The sequence below is a fragment of the Carboxydothermus hydrogenoformans Z-2901 genome, from assembly GCF_000012865.1.
Lineage (GTDB): Bacteria > Bacillota > Z-2901 > Carboxydothermales > Carboxydothermaceae > Carboxydothermus > Carboxydothermus hydrogenoformans.
This window is the reverse complement of the sequence record NC_007503.1, coordinates 733,079-748,628: the sequence shown is the minus strand read 5'-3', so window position 1 is coordinate 748,628 and position 15,550 is coordinate 733,079. Positions and strand designations below refer to the sequence as shown.

The following is a 15,550-nucleotide window of genomic DNA, read 5'->3' as shown; positions in this document are numbered from 1 at the left end:
TAAGGCGGTTTTTTTCTTGCACCGAATAGTTTTATATCACCATGCATAGAAAAGGGCTTTTGCAGGCTTTTCTAAGGAACTTACTATAGTTTCTGCTTTGGATTTCGCTGTAGCCAAATCCTTATCATACTGCGACATATCAACACTAAGTACTGCAATAAGTTCTCCGACTTTCACTTTATAACCACCTTTAGAAAAAGAAGGAATTCTTTATTTTTTGTAGAATTTTTCTTGAAAAACAAAATTTAAAGGAGGTAATTTTTATGAGAATTGCATCTGGTATTATTTCTCTCATCATCGGGATTTTAGTGTTTTTACAGTCCTGCACTGTCAGTTTTGGTGATGCATTGTTTTCAGGCAAAACAACTGGCAGTAGTGGCGACCTTGGTATGTTTGTTGCCTTTCTACTTTTCATCGGTGGTGCTTTTGCTTTTGCCCTTCCAAAGGTCGCAATGATTTTCTCAGCCGCAGCAGCTTTATTTGCTTTCATAAATGGAGCGACGAGCGATTTTTCTGACATGAAAGTTTGGGGTGTTATTGCTCTTATATTAGCTGTTATGGAATTCTTCGGGGCAAGAAAGCCAAAAAATGTTAACACCCCGAATAATGTGGATGTGCAATAACTACCACGGCCCTTTTAACCCTTTAGCCTTTGCATCTTCAATTAGCATAGCCCAGTCGTCTTTCTCTTGCGACTGGGCTTTTAATGATGTCCGAAAATGTCCGTTTTCAGGGGGGGTTGCGTTATTTTGCGTTATCCAAGCAATTGTTTTCGCTATGTTCCGGTTCTGGTCTGCAACCTCTCCAATCTTCTTGCCAGTTCTTCGAGTTCGTCAAGGACGCTTTTCTTCTCCCAATCGGCAACAGAAAAAGCCTTGAATGTTTCTTCTCGCTTCTTCGCTTCTGCTAATTCCTCAAGTATCTTTTCCGCTTCCGTCTCACCTACAAGGTATGTCCCCAGAGTGCCACCCCCTTTTGTCATGTCCAGTCCAGCCATCCGGAGAATTTCAACCGCCGTCCTTGTATCTCCCTCGTTAAGGGCCTTCTCAACCGTATTCAGGGCCTTCAATAGAAGGCTTCTAAACCTGTCTACTGCAACGCCCCATATTTCTTTCCTCCTCCTGTTTAACTCAGCTTGAAAATAAGGGTCATACAACCGCCATTTTGTAACCGTTACCCGGTTCACTCCCACAGCTTCGGCCACTTCTTTATCGGTCTTGCCCATAACTAAAAGTTCAACAGCATTAAGTTGTTCGATGGTAAGACCGTGTTCCCGTTTGTATCCCTTTGTTGCCATATTTCACCCCTCCCTTATTGTTTGTGACCGTTTGCGGTCACAGGTATGGCCTCGAGGTTCACAATGTGCGTAGCATTTCAACCACCCTCGTGAAAGAGTATATTCCGGAGTATTTGGAGGGCCTGCCCGCCGGTCTCCAGAGTGCTCTTGATTTACTGCACCGGGGGGAGAGGTAAAATTACCGAAAGCAGGCAAATTTAAGCTAAAAGTAGCAAATTCAAGGCAAAAGTGACAAATTCCAAAAAATCGGTAAAACTTGCGGACGTACCTTCATGGCCCAGCTCGCCGGTCTTCCCTTTGGCGTGGTAGAGATTCGCTATCCCCTCTCTCGGCCTACTAAGTAAAACTTAGGAGGCTTCCTCAGATTTGAGGAGGGGGTAGTCAATTCAACCGCTCTTTTTCCCCTCTTGCGAGATAAAGCGAATTTTGCGAACGCAAGCCTGCACGTCGCCGGTTCTCTGGAGCAGGGCCAAAATTTTCGGCATGCCCCTAGGGGATGTCCGTTAAAGGGACTACCCTCGCTTTTATGGGGGATTTTTTCACGCAAGCGAGTGCCCGGCGGGTCATTTGCAGGAAAGGAAGGAAATTTTTATCCTCCCCCTGCATTTCTTTTGGGCCTTGCCATGCTTACCCCTTCCCTGCACCATCCCCAACGCCATGTTAGAGGGAATAAGTCACAGTCCAGTGTAAATTGTAAGCAGTAGCCCGCTTCTAAACATTCCTTTCTTGCGTGGTATAACTTTACTACCGTGCCCATGCAATCGGTAGTAGGATTCATTAGCCATTCGATGATTTGGGCCTTATTGCGTGCTATGAGTTCCTTTATTGAAGGTGTGAGGATGCCAGCCGGGGCCTCAAGCCTGAGCTTGTCCCCGACAACAGTTATTTTTACGTTTAACCTTTCCAGTTCGGTAACAATGGCCTCGGCAGTCATATCTCCCATACCTCTATATCGAGTTGTGAGACGTTGCTTCTTGCTAAAACAACAGGTTCACCGTTCACCGTGTTCACCGCATTCACCGAATCCCCGAAAGGCTCATCATTACTGCATTTTTCAGGGTGAATGGTATCATTCACCGAGTATTCACCCTGTTCACCGGGTGAACGGTGAATAGAGTGAATAGGGTGAACGGAGTGAATAGAGTGAATAGAGTAAACAGGGTGAACGGAGTTGTCTGGGTGAATATCATTCAAGGAGGTGGTAAGTGAATATCTGCCATTGAATGAAGTTACCAATCCATCTTCCTCCAGCTTGCGAAGGAGGTGTTTAACCGAGCCATGAGGCCTTTCGGTTATTTCAGCTATCTCTTTCGGGCTTGCACTTCCTCCGAGTTTTTCGATTGCTTCGAGAATCTCTCTCCGCTCCTTCGAAATTTCGTATAGTTTCGCCTCTCCAAGCACCTCCCAACGTCCTGCATTGAATCGAAGGGCTAACTCCTGTTCCTCGCAATCCCGTCCGGTTATGAACAATGTTCCGTCCGCCTCAGTCCTTGCACGCTTCAACACCAAAATCGTATCAACCGCACCGGTGATTCCAGTAGTTCCTGAAACTTCTTCCAATGGATCTTCACTTTCGCTTTTCCGCAAATGATGAACGATTACAACGGTGATTCCCAGTCTGTCCGCAAGTTCTTTGAGACTACCGAGCATTTCATAATCATTGTCATACAAGGAAACTACCTTCGATTTAGAAGAAGGTTTTACCTTCGCCAATGTGTCAATGATTACGACTTGAATACCAGCCTGCTTTATCGTTTCTTCTAACAGAGTAAGGCCTTTTTCATTGAGTTTGGGCCATGTCGTTGAAATGAGGGAATTTTCATTTGGCGTTAATCCTGCCTGTTGGATTCGTGTTTTCAGTCTCCGGGTAGTATCTTCCAACGCAAGGTATAAGGTCTTAACAGCCTTTTCCGCAGGAATACCGCAGACAGCACCGCCATTGCTTAAACCGCAAGCCATATTTAACGCAAGCCAGCTTTTTCCTACTTTTGGTTTTCCGGCCAATAGCACCAAACCGCCTTCGGGTAGGATTCCCGGAATAAGCCACGAAGGTTCGGGGAAGTCTGTTTCCATGAGTTCCGTAGCAGTCCAAAGTTTAATTTCAACGTTGGGCCTTGATTGCTTTTCTTCCTCTCGTTTCTCCACTCCAAGCCATTGCAAGACCTTATTAACCACTTCCTCACTAATGAGTTCGCTCAATCGTTTCCATCCGGTGGTTGGTGAATTTCCTGTTTTGCGTGCGGTATAAACGACTGTTTTCACCCTGTCCCTGCTTTCTTCGTCTCCTGCTCCTACGGTTACAGCCTCAATGAATCTTTCCGCTTCTTCTTCACCGAATCCAAGGCGAATTAACCCGCCTGCAAGGGCCAGAGCGGTATCCTGCCTAGTGCCTTGAGAAGGCCAATGTTTTGCGATAAGGACAGCACTTGCAAGTTTTGAGCAGGCTTTTTCAAGCTCTGCTTTACTTACTTGCGTAGGTTGCCCTTCTTTGTGCCATGTGATAGCTTCTCCCGATGGGTGTATCGAAGGCGGAAATACCGTTTGGCAACCGGTTGAACGGAGTTCAACGAGCATTTCTCCATCAATGCCTTGCCATTTGGTCGTTTTTGCCCCAAAGCAGAGATACAGCCAATGACTTGCAGGCTTCGAAGTTCGGCCAAAAATAGCTTCGGTAGATGGAAGGAAATAGGGGGCGAGTTTTACCGCTAATGGGTCGTCAAGGTCGATGTCCACAAGTCCGCCAGAGGGTTCGCCTAAGAGTATACCCACATTGGAGGGTTTTGCGAAAACACGTCGAATATCTTCTTGGGTCAAACGCAGGTTTTGCCAGTTCTTGATGACTGGACTTTTCTGTTTGAAAGGCACCGGGATGACCTGCCAGCCTCGCTGGAGGTACTTGTTTGCGGCTTGAAAAACGGCTAAACTGGGAATAGAAACAGTGTTCATGTAATCCCTCCTTTTGAAAAGTTAGGCGGTTCTTATGGCGTATCGCCTACTGCCGGTTCAAGGGTTCGCCAATAGCGAAGCGGAAGATAGTACCGCAAGCCAAACTTACCGATTTGCCGAGGTACTGCTTTGGCTTTGAAGGTGTCGAAATCTATGAGGTATTTCCTCCCGGTGTCTCGCTCCCGCAACTCGATAACTTTGCAGCCGAAGGCGTTGAGTTCCCGGAAGTTCTCCTCGTCGATGCCGTAAGCGTCCATGACTACCAGTTTTTGCCGCAGTTCAACCGATTTACGGAAAACCTTGTCCGGGCCGAGAATGCCAGAGACCACACGTTTCCCTTGGTAGTCCACGTAAAGCGGGATACTGCCTCGTCTATTCTTTTCCATGAAACACACCTCCTAAAGTTTTAAGGCCGGGTCATACCCCCGGCCTCCTTATTGCCACCTTGAAGTTTTCATTCCGCATAACCGATTAGCCAATTGCCTGATAGCTTTTGTGTCGTCATACAGGCCTAACATACGCTTACCCTGCCCTCGGCTTATCCCCGCAACCTTGCAAGCGAGAGAAAAGCCGTATTTGCCATACTTTTTGCGAATGGCCAGTAGCAATTCAGGAGTTTGCTCGTTAGCGAAAGCCTCAAGCATTTTCCGCAGTTCCACTCGCTTCCCTCCTTCTTCCGACGCCCTTCCGCAGGTGAAACAGCCTGCAGGACGTCCGGGGTATTCTGTTGTATCGGTTCATTACGCTTTCCGCACCAGTTTGGGCATTTCCATGTCCACCAAGATGGGCCAACCAGTAGCTTCATCGCAAATTTCGGAGACTGAGACGCTGAAGAAGTCGGCTAATTTTTGTCGCAAGTGCGGTGGAATGTAGGACTGCCCCCTTTCAATTCTGCAAAGTTGAATTTCAGAAATCCTCAATTCATTTGCGATTTGCCGTAAGGTTTTCCCAGTTTTAACTCTCAAAACACGCAAGGCTGTAACCATTTTCTTTCTCACCTCCGTTTTTTCTAAGTTAATTTTTGCAAAAAACCTTGCTTAAAAAAATATTTTCAGGTAAAATTTCAGGTAAAAGGAGGGATTTTTTTATGAATTGGGCCAATTGGGATATAGCAGGGTTTACGGACGAAAACTCAAGGCTTCAGGCTTACCTTGAAGGGTATTCTGCTATATGGGTTCCTCCTGATGTGAAATTGGGAAAATGGCCAGATTCAAGTGATAAATTGGTGGAGTGTGTAATGTATCCTATACCTCCAGAATGGCAAAAAAACTTACCTTTACGGGCAGACCCTTTTGTTTTGTCAGCAGACGAGGGGGAAAATATATTGGAAAGCATTGGATGGACAAAAAAAGAAGAGACGGAGGGGGTACTTAATGACTTTGTGAAATTAGCGGAAGGGACGGACGAAGATATACTATCCTTTGCAAAAAAATGGGGGCCTTTGTGGTTGTGCGTAAAACATAGGGATTGTATATGGACTCCGAATAGAATACAACTTAAATGGGAGGGTGGAACAGACTCCTGTCTTTGGTTTCCTGCAGAGCCATTATACTTTTATCGACACTATGCCCGATTAGTAAAGGCAATACTCGATATTGCTTCTTATTTACTGGAAGGAAAACCTGCTCCACCATCACTTTGGAAAATGGCGGGATGGTGTGAAGAAGAAAGCAAGTTTGATGTTACAATTCAACGCTTCTTTTTAGCTTCAAGTGTGAATGGTTGGTTATCGGGGTCGGATGTAACTCTATGGTTGAAATGGGACAAAGAACAACGTCCAAGAATGAATATAGACACGGGATGGGGATGTTTTCAAAAGATGTGGGTTGAGCTTGCTCAATGTCTTGCGGGGGTAAGACAGTTGTGTGTTTGCGATAAATGCAATCAGTTATATGTTCGCTATGACCGAAAGCCTCAGAAGGGGCGAAAAAATTACTGCCCAACGTGCAGAAGTAAAAACGCAAAACAGAAGGTTTATGCAGAAAAGAAAAGACTTTTAAAAAACTCCTCCACTTGAGCAGGAATTTAATAAGAAGTATCGAATATAAAACAACAAAAGGGGTTAATGCGTAGTTCCTGAAAAAGTGAGGCTTTCCGGTGGCGGAAGGCTTTGAAACTCAAGGCTTTGGTGGGATGAGAAAAAGGCGTAAAAACTCCGCACTCGTAATGCGTAGGTCGTGGGTTCGAATCCCACCATCGGCTCCAGAAAATCAACGCCTCCAGGGTTCGCCTGGAGGCTTAATTTTTTATTAAACCATAACTTCGCAGTAAAAATTTTTTGTTTTTAATTTTTTTAAAATATGGTATTATTCTTTTATAAGAAATATAGAGCGGGTGATTTTATGTCCGAAGAAAGATTTAATAGGCTTGAAACACAATTAGACCATATGGCAAGAATGATTACCGAATTAATTCGGATTGTAGGAAATACTAATGCAGCTGTCGAAGAATTACGAAGTGATGTTAACGGACTTAAAAGTGACGTTAACGGAATTAAAAGTGATGTGAGCAACTTAAAAAGTGACATTAACGAACTTAAAAGTGATGTGAGCAACTTAAAAAGTGACATTAACGAACTTAAAAGTGATGTGAGCAACTTAAAAAGTGACGTTAACGAACTTAAAAGTGATGTGAGCAACTTAAAAAGTGACGTTAACGAACTTAAAAGTGATGTGAGCAACTTAAAAAGTGACGTTAACGAACTTAAAAGTGACGTTAACGAACTTAAAATTTCCAACCAGCAAATCAAAGAGGAAATTGCGGAAATTAAAATGACGCTAAAGGAACATGGAGAAAAGCTTGATTACGCCCTTTTAAAATTAATAAATCACGATGTAAAACTTCACAATCTTAAAATTGTTCAACCTTAATTACTAAAATTAAACATCGTTTTTAACCCTCAAACTGTTAAATTTTTAAAACATACCCGTTTTCTTTTAGCCATTTTTCGTGTTTTTGGTAGTCAGGCATTAAAATCTTAACTTTAGTCCAGAAAACTTTACCATGATTTTTCTCCTCTAAATGCACAAGTTCATGCACTACTACATAATCAATAACCGGCAAGGGGGCCATAATTAACCGCCAGCTAAAATTTAAGTTGCCTTTGCTTGAGCAGGAACCCCATCTTCTTTGAGCACTGGTTATATTTATTCGGGAATATTTATAACCGCCCATCTTCGCATAAAACTGTACCCGTTCAGTTATCTTTTCTAAAGCTGCCTTCTTATACCATTCGGTAAATACCTTTTTAGCATGCGGCAGTGCTTTCTTTGAAAGATAAAAAGCATTTGCAAATTTAAGAGGCTCGATCTGGTCTTCCACTATCTGAAGTTTATAATACTTTCCAAGATATAAAAAGCCTTCACCGTTAACAAACTCTTTAGCTCTAACTTTTGGGTCTCGGGCTTCTACTTCTTTTTTCTTTTTAATAATCCAGTTGTAGTGCTTTCGAATAACCGCCTGAATGGTGCTTTCACTTACTCTGTAAGGCGCTCGAACTATTAAAGTAGCGTTATCGGTTACTTCCAGAGCAATGGTCTTTCTTTTGGTGCGAATTATTTTTTCAATTTTTATATCCATGTTTTTCACTTCCCGTAATGATAATAGGCAAGTTCCAGGAGTTTTTGCGTTATTTCGTTTCTTTTATTAAATATTACTTTTGCTAAGCTATCGGCATGATAGGGAGCAGGATTTTCAGCAACACCCTTACCGGCAGAAGCTTTTGGAACTAATTTCTGCAGCAGGTGGTTTCCTACATAGGTTTTTAACCGCTTTTGCTTGGTGTAGCTTTCCCAGAAGTCAACCGCTTTGGTCTCTCTCTTAATTATTTCAATTACGTCTCTGGTTAAATCAACAAGGAAATTAACTTCTTCCTCACTCAGCTCATTAAAGGCTTTCTGCCCAAATAACTCCTTTTTCAGCAGGCCAAAAAACGGCATTTCTTTCTTAGGTTCAAACCCAAAAGTATTTTCTACTTCCCGGCCCTTTTGAATTTCCTCCCTAAATCTTTCTAACTCTTCGGCAAGTATTTCCCACTTTTCGTGATATTCTTCCAGCAATCTTTTTAATCTATCGGAAAATCTTTCATATAGCTCCGGGTCTTCTTCAAAATGATCAACAATATGTTCTTTAATAGCTGTTATCAATTCCTGAGCTTTAACTTTAGCTGGCTTTCCTTTTAATTTATTTAAAAATTTATCATCTAAAAGCGGGGTTGGCGGAATTTTGGGGTCGATTCCTTTGGCTACAATGTACTCTTCTACGATCTCCCTTATTTTCCGGCTGGCATCACTTATACTCAATTTACTGTCACGATACCGATTCCGGGCTGCTTCTTTGATAAAGCTTAATATCTTTAAATCTGTTAGATATTTTAAGGCCTCAGCATCAGGAAGAACCGCATCCATTGCCCGATTGAAGTTTCGAACCAGCATGATAAATTCATTTCTGATTTGTTCGTCAACTAAAAGGTCAATGCAGTCATCAACCTGAGACCGCCAGTCTTTAAGGCCTTTTTTGGCAAAAAATTCTTCGATCTGTCTATGGGTATAATGCAAATTAGCAATACTTTTTGCCTTATTAATAACAACCTTAGAGATTTCGGCTAAATCTTCATCAGCATAAATTGCCAGTGCTTCTTCCAAATGTTTTAAAACGCCAACATAATCCACCACATAGCCGCAGGATTTGTTTTTGTAAACCCGGTTTACCCGGGCTATAGCCTGCAGTAAGTTATGGCCTTTTATTACATTATCAAGATACATAACCTGTTCTATCGGAGCATCAAAGCCGGTAATCAGCATGCTCTGAACTACTAAAATGCCTACATCCCCCGATATGCCACTCTCGTTAACTTTACCAAAGGGAAGGCGAAAACTCTGGATTATTTTTTCGTGCTCCACCGGATTGGTATAGGGCTGATAGATAGCTTCATCGTTCTGCTTACCGGAGATTACGACTCCTACTTTTAACTTTTTCAGCGTCTTTAGGTCTACTTTCTGGTTCTGGCTCTTTTCCAGCTCAGCAATTTTTTCTTTCAAGGCGTCTTCTAAGGCCTTTTTATATCTTACCGCTGCTAAACGGGAAACGGTAACCACCTGGGCTTTAAAGCCATTGGGAAAGATATGCGTCACATAATGGTCGATCATGTCTTTTGCTTTATCCCTGATTACTTCTTCTGCTTCAAGATAGGCCTTCCAGGTATATTTGCCTAAGATTTGGCGTTTTGTCTCCTGATCAGCATCCCGAAAGACATCCTCAAACCTGGCATTGGCCGCTTCTTCATCGGAAAGTTCGGCACTGTGAACCCGGCCTTCATAAACTATTTCTACCGTAACCCCATCGTCTACTGCCTGCCGGATGCTGTATTTGTCTATGTACTGGCCAAATTCTTGTTCAGTCTTATCAATCGGAGTTCCGGTAAAAGCTATTCTAACCGCATTGGGAAGGGCTTTTCTTAAATTGGCTCCTAAAAGCTTGTACTGAGTGCGGTGCGCTTCATCAATCATTACCAGGATATTGGGCGATGTATTTAATACGGGAAACTCCCGTTTTAAATCCCGTTCCTGAAACTTATGCACCATGGCCATAACCAGGTCGGGAGTTTTGGTTTTTAAAAGCTGTTTAAGTTCTTCGATGCTTCCCGCAAGATTTACAGTAAAGCCAACGCTTTTTGAGGTGTCTCTTAACTGCTGTTCTAATTCTTTCCGGTCGGTTATAAAAACTATCTTGAAACTACCAAATTCCGGCTGGTGGTACATTTCCCGGACCATGTACATCATGGTCAGCGACTTTCCCGACCCCTGGGTGTGCCAGACAATCCCGCCCCGCTCAATCGGAGTTTTCCCCTCTTTTAACCGTTTAACCATCTTTTTTACAGCTCTAAACTGCTGGTAGCGGGCAACTACTTTGATTACACCGCCTTTGGAGTCTTCTTTAAAAATGGTAAAGGTGTGCAGTAAGTCGAGGAAATTCTGTTTTGAAAGCATTCCGTGAATTAAAAGCTGCTGACTGGTAACAACACCGTCAGGATTTACTTCGGACAGGGCATAAGGATAGGGGTCTTTCCACTCTACAAAATGTTCAAAGTCCGAGGTAATGGTGCCGTATTTGGCTACCTGATTTGAAGTGGCAATCATAAAAACATTGTACCAGAAGAGTTTTTCGTTTCCTTCTTTTACTCCCCGCCGGTTGGAGTAGCGCATGAGCTGAGTTATAGCTTCGGTTAGGGGATCGGCAATGGCCGGGGATTTGCACTCCACTACCACCAGAGGTAAGCCGTTTACAAAGAGAACGATATCGGGAATAATATGTTTTTCTGTTCCCGGAATGTTTACTTTATACTGCGATACAGCTAAAAAAGTATTGTTTTCCGGATTTCTAAAGTCAATAAATCTGACCGTGGGGCTTTTTTCACCGGTCCTGCGGTTTTCGGATACAGAGGTGTTTTCTAAAAGTAAATCATGAATCTCCCGGTTGATTTCCAAAAATGAATTGGCCTGAGGAGTGGTAATCTTCCGCATTACTTCATTTATCTGGTCCTCCATAAGCCAAGGATTAATTTTTTTCAGGCTTTCTTTTAAAACGCTTTCTAAAACTACTTCTTTAAAGCTTTCTCTGAACTTAACCGACTCACCAAATGACGGTTCAAAAGCTGAATTAAATGAAGCAATCTCTTTTATCTCTTCGGGGTTATCTTTATTCTGCCGGTATACCTTCCAGCCCAGCCTTAGAAGCTGGGCTAAGAAGGGATTTTCCACATAATGCTCCTCATCAAGCTTACTGTACATTTAGAAAAGCCTCCCAAACCAAATACTTAAAGCAGGGAATTCACCCTGACCCGCCCGGTCAATAAATCTTCCATCAGGCCTTTTTTAATTCTTTCAAGCTTTTCCTTGTAAGCCTGTTCTTTTTCGATCGCTTCGTCGATTTGAGATAAAACTGCAGCAATGCGTTGCTGTTCGGGAAGAGGGGGAAGGGGAATAAGAATCTTTGAAAATTTACCTTTATTTACAATAGGAACTGCTTGCATGCCAGCTTCCATTCTCAAAGGATTTTGAATATAAAAGCTAACAAAATAATAAAGTGCCTCAGGTTCCCATAACTCAGGCCTAGGAACTATCGTATTTATTTGTTGGTTAGTAGAAGAGAAAGTAGAAGTTAAAGCTACTTTTCCAATGGTTGAACCTATACATACAACACATACAGACTTAGGCGGTAATTTTCTTTGAAGATTAAAACCTTGTTTTGAAAGCATTTTCTTTGTTTCAAGTATATACTTATTATCTTGTATATCTTCAGGAGAAATAAATTGAAATTCATCACCATAATACTGCGGAATTTCTGTGGAAGGAGTACTTCCAGTTACAATCTTACCACACTTTTCCAACATTATCACTTCCCACTCTTCCGGAATTCTCCCCAGCGGCGAATCCTTAAATTTATGGGTTTTTTCATCTCTTATCTGCCAGTTTTCGTCAATACCTTTTGTCAATAAATCCTGCATTAACCCCTGTTTTAAGCGTTTATATTTTTCAATAATAGCGTCAGTTTTTTCGATGGCATTATCTACAGTTTCAAGGATTTCGGCGATTTTTCGTTGTTCCGGAAGAGGGGGGAGTGGAATTTTAAATAATTGAAACTCCGAAATCCAGCGTCTTTTATGCTCACCACCTACATTATTAAACTTTATTAATTGCATACTTTCAAAAATAAATTTCAAAACAAAGTTATCACTTTTTTCCTTTAAAAATTTCAGTGCAGAAGATTTTACTTTAAATGGAAATTTTATGAATTTACTTTCAGTTGTAAAATCATCAAAAATAATTACAGGCAAATTTGTATAAATTCCATCTTTTTCATCTGTATATCCTAAAATAAAGGATTTACCTGCAGTTAATACAGGAATACTATTGCTATCCTTATATTCAGTACTTTTTACAATATATTTATAAGGCTGCTCATATTTTAATATATCCCCCAATTTTACCCATTGCCATCCTTCTGGAATTTTTTTATCCTCATTCATAGTAACACCCCAGCTTTTGCAAAAACTCATTTAGCTTATTTACTTCTTCATCTCTTGCTTTTGTGAGTTCAGAAAGCGATACATTATACTTGTCCCAAAGATTTTCAAAGACTTTGACGATTTCTTTCTTTTCCGCATTTAGATACTTTTCAAGCTGTTTATCGATAAGTTCATAGAATTTTCCCAAAAGTAGTTCTTTAACTTCTTCCTCGGTTAAGTTTTCTTTTCTTCTGGAAACTTCATTTTCAAGATTTTTTTCTTTTTGCGTTTTTTTGCTTCGGGCATTTTTAATTTCTTTTTCTTTTTCAGCTATTTTAGCCAATAACTCCTCCCATCTTTTAGCTTCTTTAATTGCCGATTCGCTCTTATTTTCTTTTAATTCTTTTACCAGCTCTTTTAGATGATTTTTTACTTTGCTCGCCGTTTTCTCTCCCTGCTCTTCTTCATCCCATTCTTCAACTTCATCTAAAAGTTCATTTAGTTCGCCTTCTACTTCCGCAATTTTACTTTCCAGTTCTTCTATTTCTTCGATTTCCTTCCCGAAATATTTTTCCTTAATCCTTTCATCATTCACCAGGTTTTTATTCCAGCCGGTAGCAGCTATACTCTTAAAATCATAAAGAAGTTCTTCCCACCAGTTCACGAAAACGCCGGCAATTTTAAATTCATCAAGAGTTCCAAGAGGCAAAAGCTTTTCCTTTAATTTATTCAGGGCAGCGTTTCTAAAACTCCAGAGGTTATTTCTTCCGTAAAACTCTAAAATCTCCTGTTCTACTTCCTGCCACCAGTTTAAAAGCATTTCCTTATGTTTTGCTATGGTATTTTTCACTTCATTAGCATTTTCAAGGACTTCTCTTATTTGACTTTTTTCTGTTATTAAATCATTAAACTCTAAATAATGCTCATCTTTTTTTTCTAAAAGAATAGCGTAAGAAATCCCAAATTTTTTAAACTGCTCTTCATACCTTCTTACTTCCCGTAAAGGTACCCCACCGGTAAGATGGGCCCGCACATCTTCTATCTCTGGCTCTGGAGAATTATCTACATATCTTCTGATGTTAAGATTAAAGTCATTTTCTTCAATTTCTTTTATATCCACCAGTCTTGAATAGCCAGGTATTTCCTTTTTCTCATCAAAAACATTTACAATTTTTTCGATATCTTCAGGGCGTAAGAAGTTTTGATTTCTTCCTTCGCCATATTCCCGGTCGGCATTGATAAATAAAATTTTATTTTTTAAATGTTCGGGTTTATTTTTATTAATCACTATAATACAGGCCGGGATGCCGGTATTGTAAAAAAGCTTAGGCGGAAGCCCAATGATTGCTTCAATTATACCTTCTTTAACAATCCCTTCCCGGATTACCTTTTCCTGTCCGCCCCGGAACAAAACGCCGTGAGGCATGACCGTGGCCATAATCCCATCATCTTTTAAGCTGGCAATCATATGCTGTAAAAACATTAAGTCTGCTTTTTTGCCGGTTTCGGGAGTAAAACCGTATTTAAACCGCTCTGGATACTGCATGTTTGCCCGGGTATAATTTTCGGAAAAAGGAGGATTGGCCAGAACCCGGTCAAAGCGCTTGATATACCCGTTTTCTAAAAACATCGGAGTGGTTAAAACATCTTCATTTTCAATATGGGCATCTGAGATACCGTGTAAAATCATGTTCATTTTACAAATCGACCAAGTGAGTCCATTTAACTCCTGCCCATAAAGTCCTAAGTTATAACGATCCTGCCCTTTCTCTTCTACATAGTGAAAAGCTTCAATCAAAAAGCCTCCCGAACCAACCGTCGGGTCGTAAACGGTCATGTTCTCGCCGGGTTTAACCAGCCTTACCATCAGTTTTTTGACACCGGCAGGAGTATAAAACTCGCCGCCTTTTTTCCCGGCCGAATCAGCAAATTCTTTTAAAAGATACTCATATGCTGCACCCAACAAATCTGGAAACTCAAAGCTTTCCGGAGTCAGAGTGTATTTATTGAAGTGATGGATAAGGTCAATTAACTGCTGGTCTTTAAGCTTTATTTTTCCTTTGGTAGCGTTGAAATCAATATGCTTTAAAACCCCATCTAACTCAGGATTTGCTTCCTCTAAAGCAGAAAGCGCTTTATTCAACTGGTTTCCTACGTCCTCTTTTAAGTTAAGTATGTACTCCCAGCGGGCTTTTGGAGGTACATAAAAAATATCGTATGAATTGGGGTCTTCCGTTAATTCTTTAATTTGTTCATCAGAAAAGCCTAAGTTTTTATACATGTTTTCCAGCTCTAATTTCTTGGCAGCAAAAACATCTGAGGTATATTTTAAAAAAAGCATACCAAAGATGTATTCCTTGTATTCGGAAGCATCCATTTTTCCCCGCAAAATATCTGCTGCTTTAAAAAGATGGGTCTCTAACTGCGCTAAAGTTATTTTTTCAGTTGCCACTGCCATTAACCTCACCCTTAATTTTAGAATCAATACTGTTATTCGCCAAAAATATATCTTTACCTGCTGTGCGTTAATTTTTAAGCCCAATTCATTTTAGCTGGTTTATTAAAACCAAGAGCATTTAAATACTTCTCAATTTTCTCTATTTCATTTTGCGGATTTTCCCACCAATCTCTACTCCAGATTCTATATATCTTCCAACCTTTTGATTCTAAAAATCTCTGCCGATGTATATCTCTTTCTCGAGCATTTTTTGAACTATGATAAGCCGCACCATCACACTCTATACCCAAAACATATTTAGACTGGATAGGATCATAGATTGCTAAATCAATTTTGTAGCCTGCAACCCCCACCTGATTGTCAACAATATAACCTCTCTTCACCAAGGCATTATATACTTCTTCTTCAAATCCGCTATCAAATGGCTTAATCTTGTCTCGTAATACATTTGTATCAAGTAAGCTCTTTAATATATCATTTGCTGCATCTCTATTGCCATTGGAAATTTCTCTTACATACTGTAGATATTTTTTCAGCAATTTTGGACCATTATTTTTGCTATTTTCTACATTTAAGTCTTCCGGTTCTATAGAAGTTACCACATATATTTTTTTCTTAGCACGACTTATTGCTGTTCTTTATCAAATTACCTTTACCAAATCCTCATAAAATTTTTCAAAATAGAACAGTCAAAAAAATTTTTAAACCCCAAACAAATTGCTATAAATTTTGCAAAATGTTTGGGATGATTTGTTCTGATGATTTTTTACGATTTTAAGATATCAGTCCGTGAATATGCCCATCGTGAATATGCCCGCCGGGATAGAAAGAATGTTTTCCCCTC

General features: G+C 40.8%; 15 protein-coding genes. 3 read left to right on the top strand and 12 right to left on the bottom strand.

What is annotated here, in order from left to right:
* Nucleotides 1-36: 36 nt before the first annotated feature.
* On the bottom strand, nucleotides 37-177 hold the full coding sequence (locus CHY_RS13125) for a hypothetical protein (protein ID WP_011343769.1): 141 nt from the start codon (nucleotides 175-177) through the stop codon (nucleotides 37-39).
* An 86-nt stretch (nucleotides 178-263) separates the two neighbouring features.
* On the opposite strand from CHY_RS13125, the gene CHY_RS03825 reads away from it, so the two are divergent.
* Nucleotides 264-623 carry a hypothetical protein gene (locus tag CHY_RS03825; RefSeq protein ID WP_011343768.1) on the top strand — a complete coding sequence of 120 codons (360 nt, stop codon included), beginning with the start codon at nucleotides 264-266 and terminating at the stop codon, nucleotides 621-623.
* A 152-nt stretch (nucleotides 624-775) separates the two neighbouring features.
* On the opposite strand, the gene CHY_RS03820 is transcribed toward CHY_RS03825, so the two are convergent.
* The 6 genes from CHY_RS03820 to CHY_RS03795 form a co-directional block, all read right to left on the bottom strand.
* Nucleotides 776-1,297: a hypothetical protein gene (locus CHY_RS03820; RefSeq protein WP_011343767.1), complete on the bottom strand. Its 522-nt coding sequence runs from the start codon at nucleotides 1,295-1,297 to the stop codon at nucleotides 776-778.
* A gap of 589 nt (nucleotides 1,298-1,886) precedes the next feature.
* Nucleotides 1,887-2,231, bottom strand: a complete 345-nt coding sequence (locus CHY_RS03815) for a hypothetical protein (RefSeq protein ID WP_041537642.1) — start codon at nucleotides 2,229-2,231, stop codon at nucleotides 1,887-1,889.
* Complete coding sequence (locus CHY_RS12650; RefSeq protein ID WP_049752069.1) at nucleotides 2,228-4,243, bottom strand: AAA family ATPase; 2,016 nt, start codon at nucleotides 4,241-4,243, stop codon at nucleotides 2,228-2,230. The genes CHY_RS03815 and CHY_RS12650 overlap by 4 nt, the downstream gene beginning before the upstream one ends.
* A 32-nt stretch (nucleotides 4,244-4,275) precedes the next feature.
* Nucleotides 4,276-4,629 carry a hypothetical protein gene (locus tag CHY_RS03805; RefSeq protein ID WP_049752068.1) on the bottom strand — a complete coding sequence of 118 codons (354 nt, stop codon included), beginning with the start codon at nucleotides 4,627-4,629 and terminating at the stop codon, nucleotides 4,276-4,278.
* A 48-nt stretch (nucleotides 4,630-4,677) separates the two neighbouring features.
* Complete coding sequence (locus tag CHY_RS03800) at nucleotides 4,678-4,902, bottom strand: hypothetical protein (protein WP_041537641.1); 225 nt, start codon at nucleotides 4,900-4,902, stop codon at nucleotides 4,678-4,680.
* Nucleotides 4,903-4,983: 81 nt separating this feature from the next.
* On the bottom strand, nucleotides 4,984-5,229 hold the full coding sequence (locus CHY_RS03795; protein WP_041537640.1) for a helix-turn-helix domain-containing protein: 246 nt from the start codon (nucleotides 5,227-5,229) through the stop codon (nucleotides 4,984-4,986).
* 101 nt (nucleotides 5,230-5,330) lie between these two features.
* Here CHY_RS03795 and CHY_RS03790 point away from each other — a divergent pair, with 101 nt between their 5' ends.
* Both CHY_RS03790 and CHY_RS03785 read left to right on the top strand, forming a co-directional pair.
* Nucleotides 5,331-6,260, top strand: coding sequence for a hypothetical protein (locus CHY_RS03790; protein WP_011343764.1), 930 nt, complete (start codon nucleotides 5,331-5,333; stop codon nucleotides 6,258-6,260).
* Between the two features lie 325 nt (nucleotides 6,261-6,585).
* Nucleotides 6,586-7,113, top strand: a complete 528-nt coding sequence (locus tag CHY_RS03785; protein WP_011343763.1) for a hypothetical protein — start codon at nucleotides 6,586-6,588, stop codon at nucleotides 7,111-7,113.
* A 37-nt stretch (nucleotides 7,114-7,150) separates the two neighbouring features.
* Here CHY_RS03785 and CHY_RS03780 read toward each other — a convergent pair whose 3' ends face one another.
* From CHY_RS03780 to CHY_RS03760, 5 genes are all read right to left on the bottom strand, one after another.
* Entirely contained in the window at nucleotides 7,151-7,822 is a 672-nt protein-coding gene (locus tag CHY_RS03780) for a M48 family metallopeptidase (protein WP_011343762.1), read from the bottom strand.
* Nucleotides 7,823-7,827: 5 nt separating this feature from the next.
* Entirely contained in the window at nucleotides 7,828-11,031 is a 3,204-nt protein-coding gene (locus CHY_RS03775) for a type I restriction endonuclease subunit R (RefSeq protein ID WP_011343761.1), read from the bottom strand.
* A gap of 26 nt (nucleotides 11,032-11,057) precedes the next feature.
* A complete protein-coding gene (locus tag CHY_RS03770) occupies nucleotides 11,058-12,269 on the bottom strand; it encodes a restriction endonuclease subunit S (RefSeq protein ID WP_011343760.1) in 1,212 nt (403 codons plus the stop codon).
* Nucleotides 12,262-14,700 carry a type I restriction-modification system subunit M gene (locus tag CHY_RS03765; protein WP_088775894.1) on the bottom strand — a complete coding sequence of 813 codons (2,439 nt, stop codon included), beginning with the start codon at nucleotides 14,698-14,700 and terminating at the stop codon, nucleotides 12,262-12,264. Before CHY_RS03765 ends, CHY_RS03770 begins: the two co-directional genes overlap by 8 nt.
* Before the next feature lie 80 nt (nucleotides 14,701-14,780).
* Nucleotides 14,781-15,308 (bottom strand): DUF559 domain-containing protein, encoded by a 528-nt coding sequence (locus tag CHY_RS03760; RefSeq protein WP_011343758.1) that lies wholly within the window; start codon nucleotides 15,306-15,308, stop codon nucleotides 14,781-14,783.
* Between the last annotated feature and the right edge of the window lie 242 nt (nucleotides 15,309-15,550).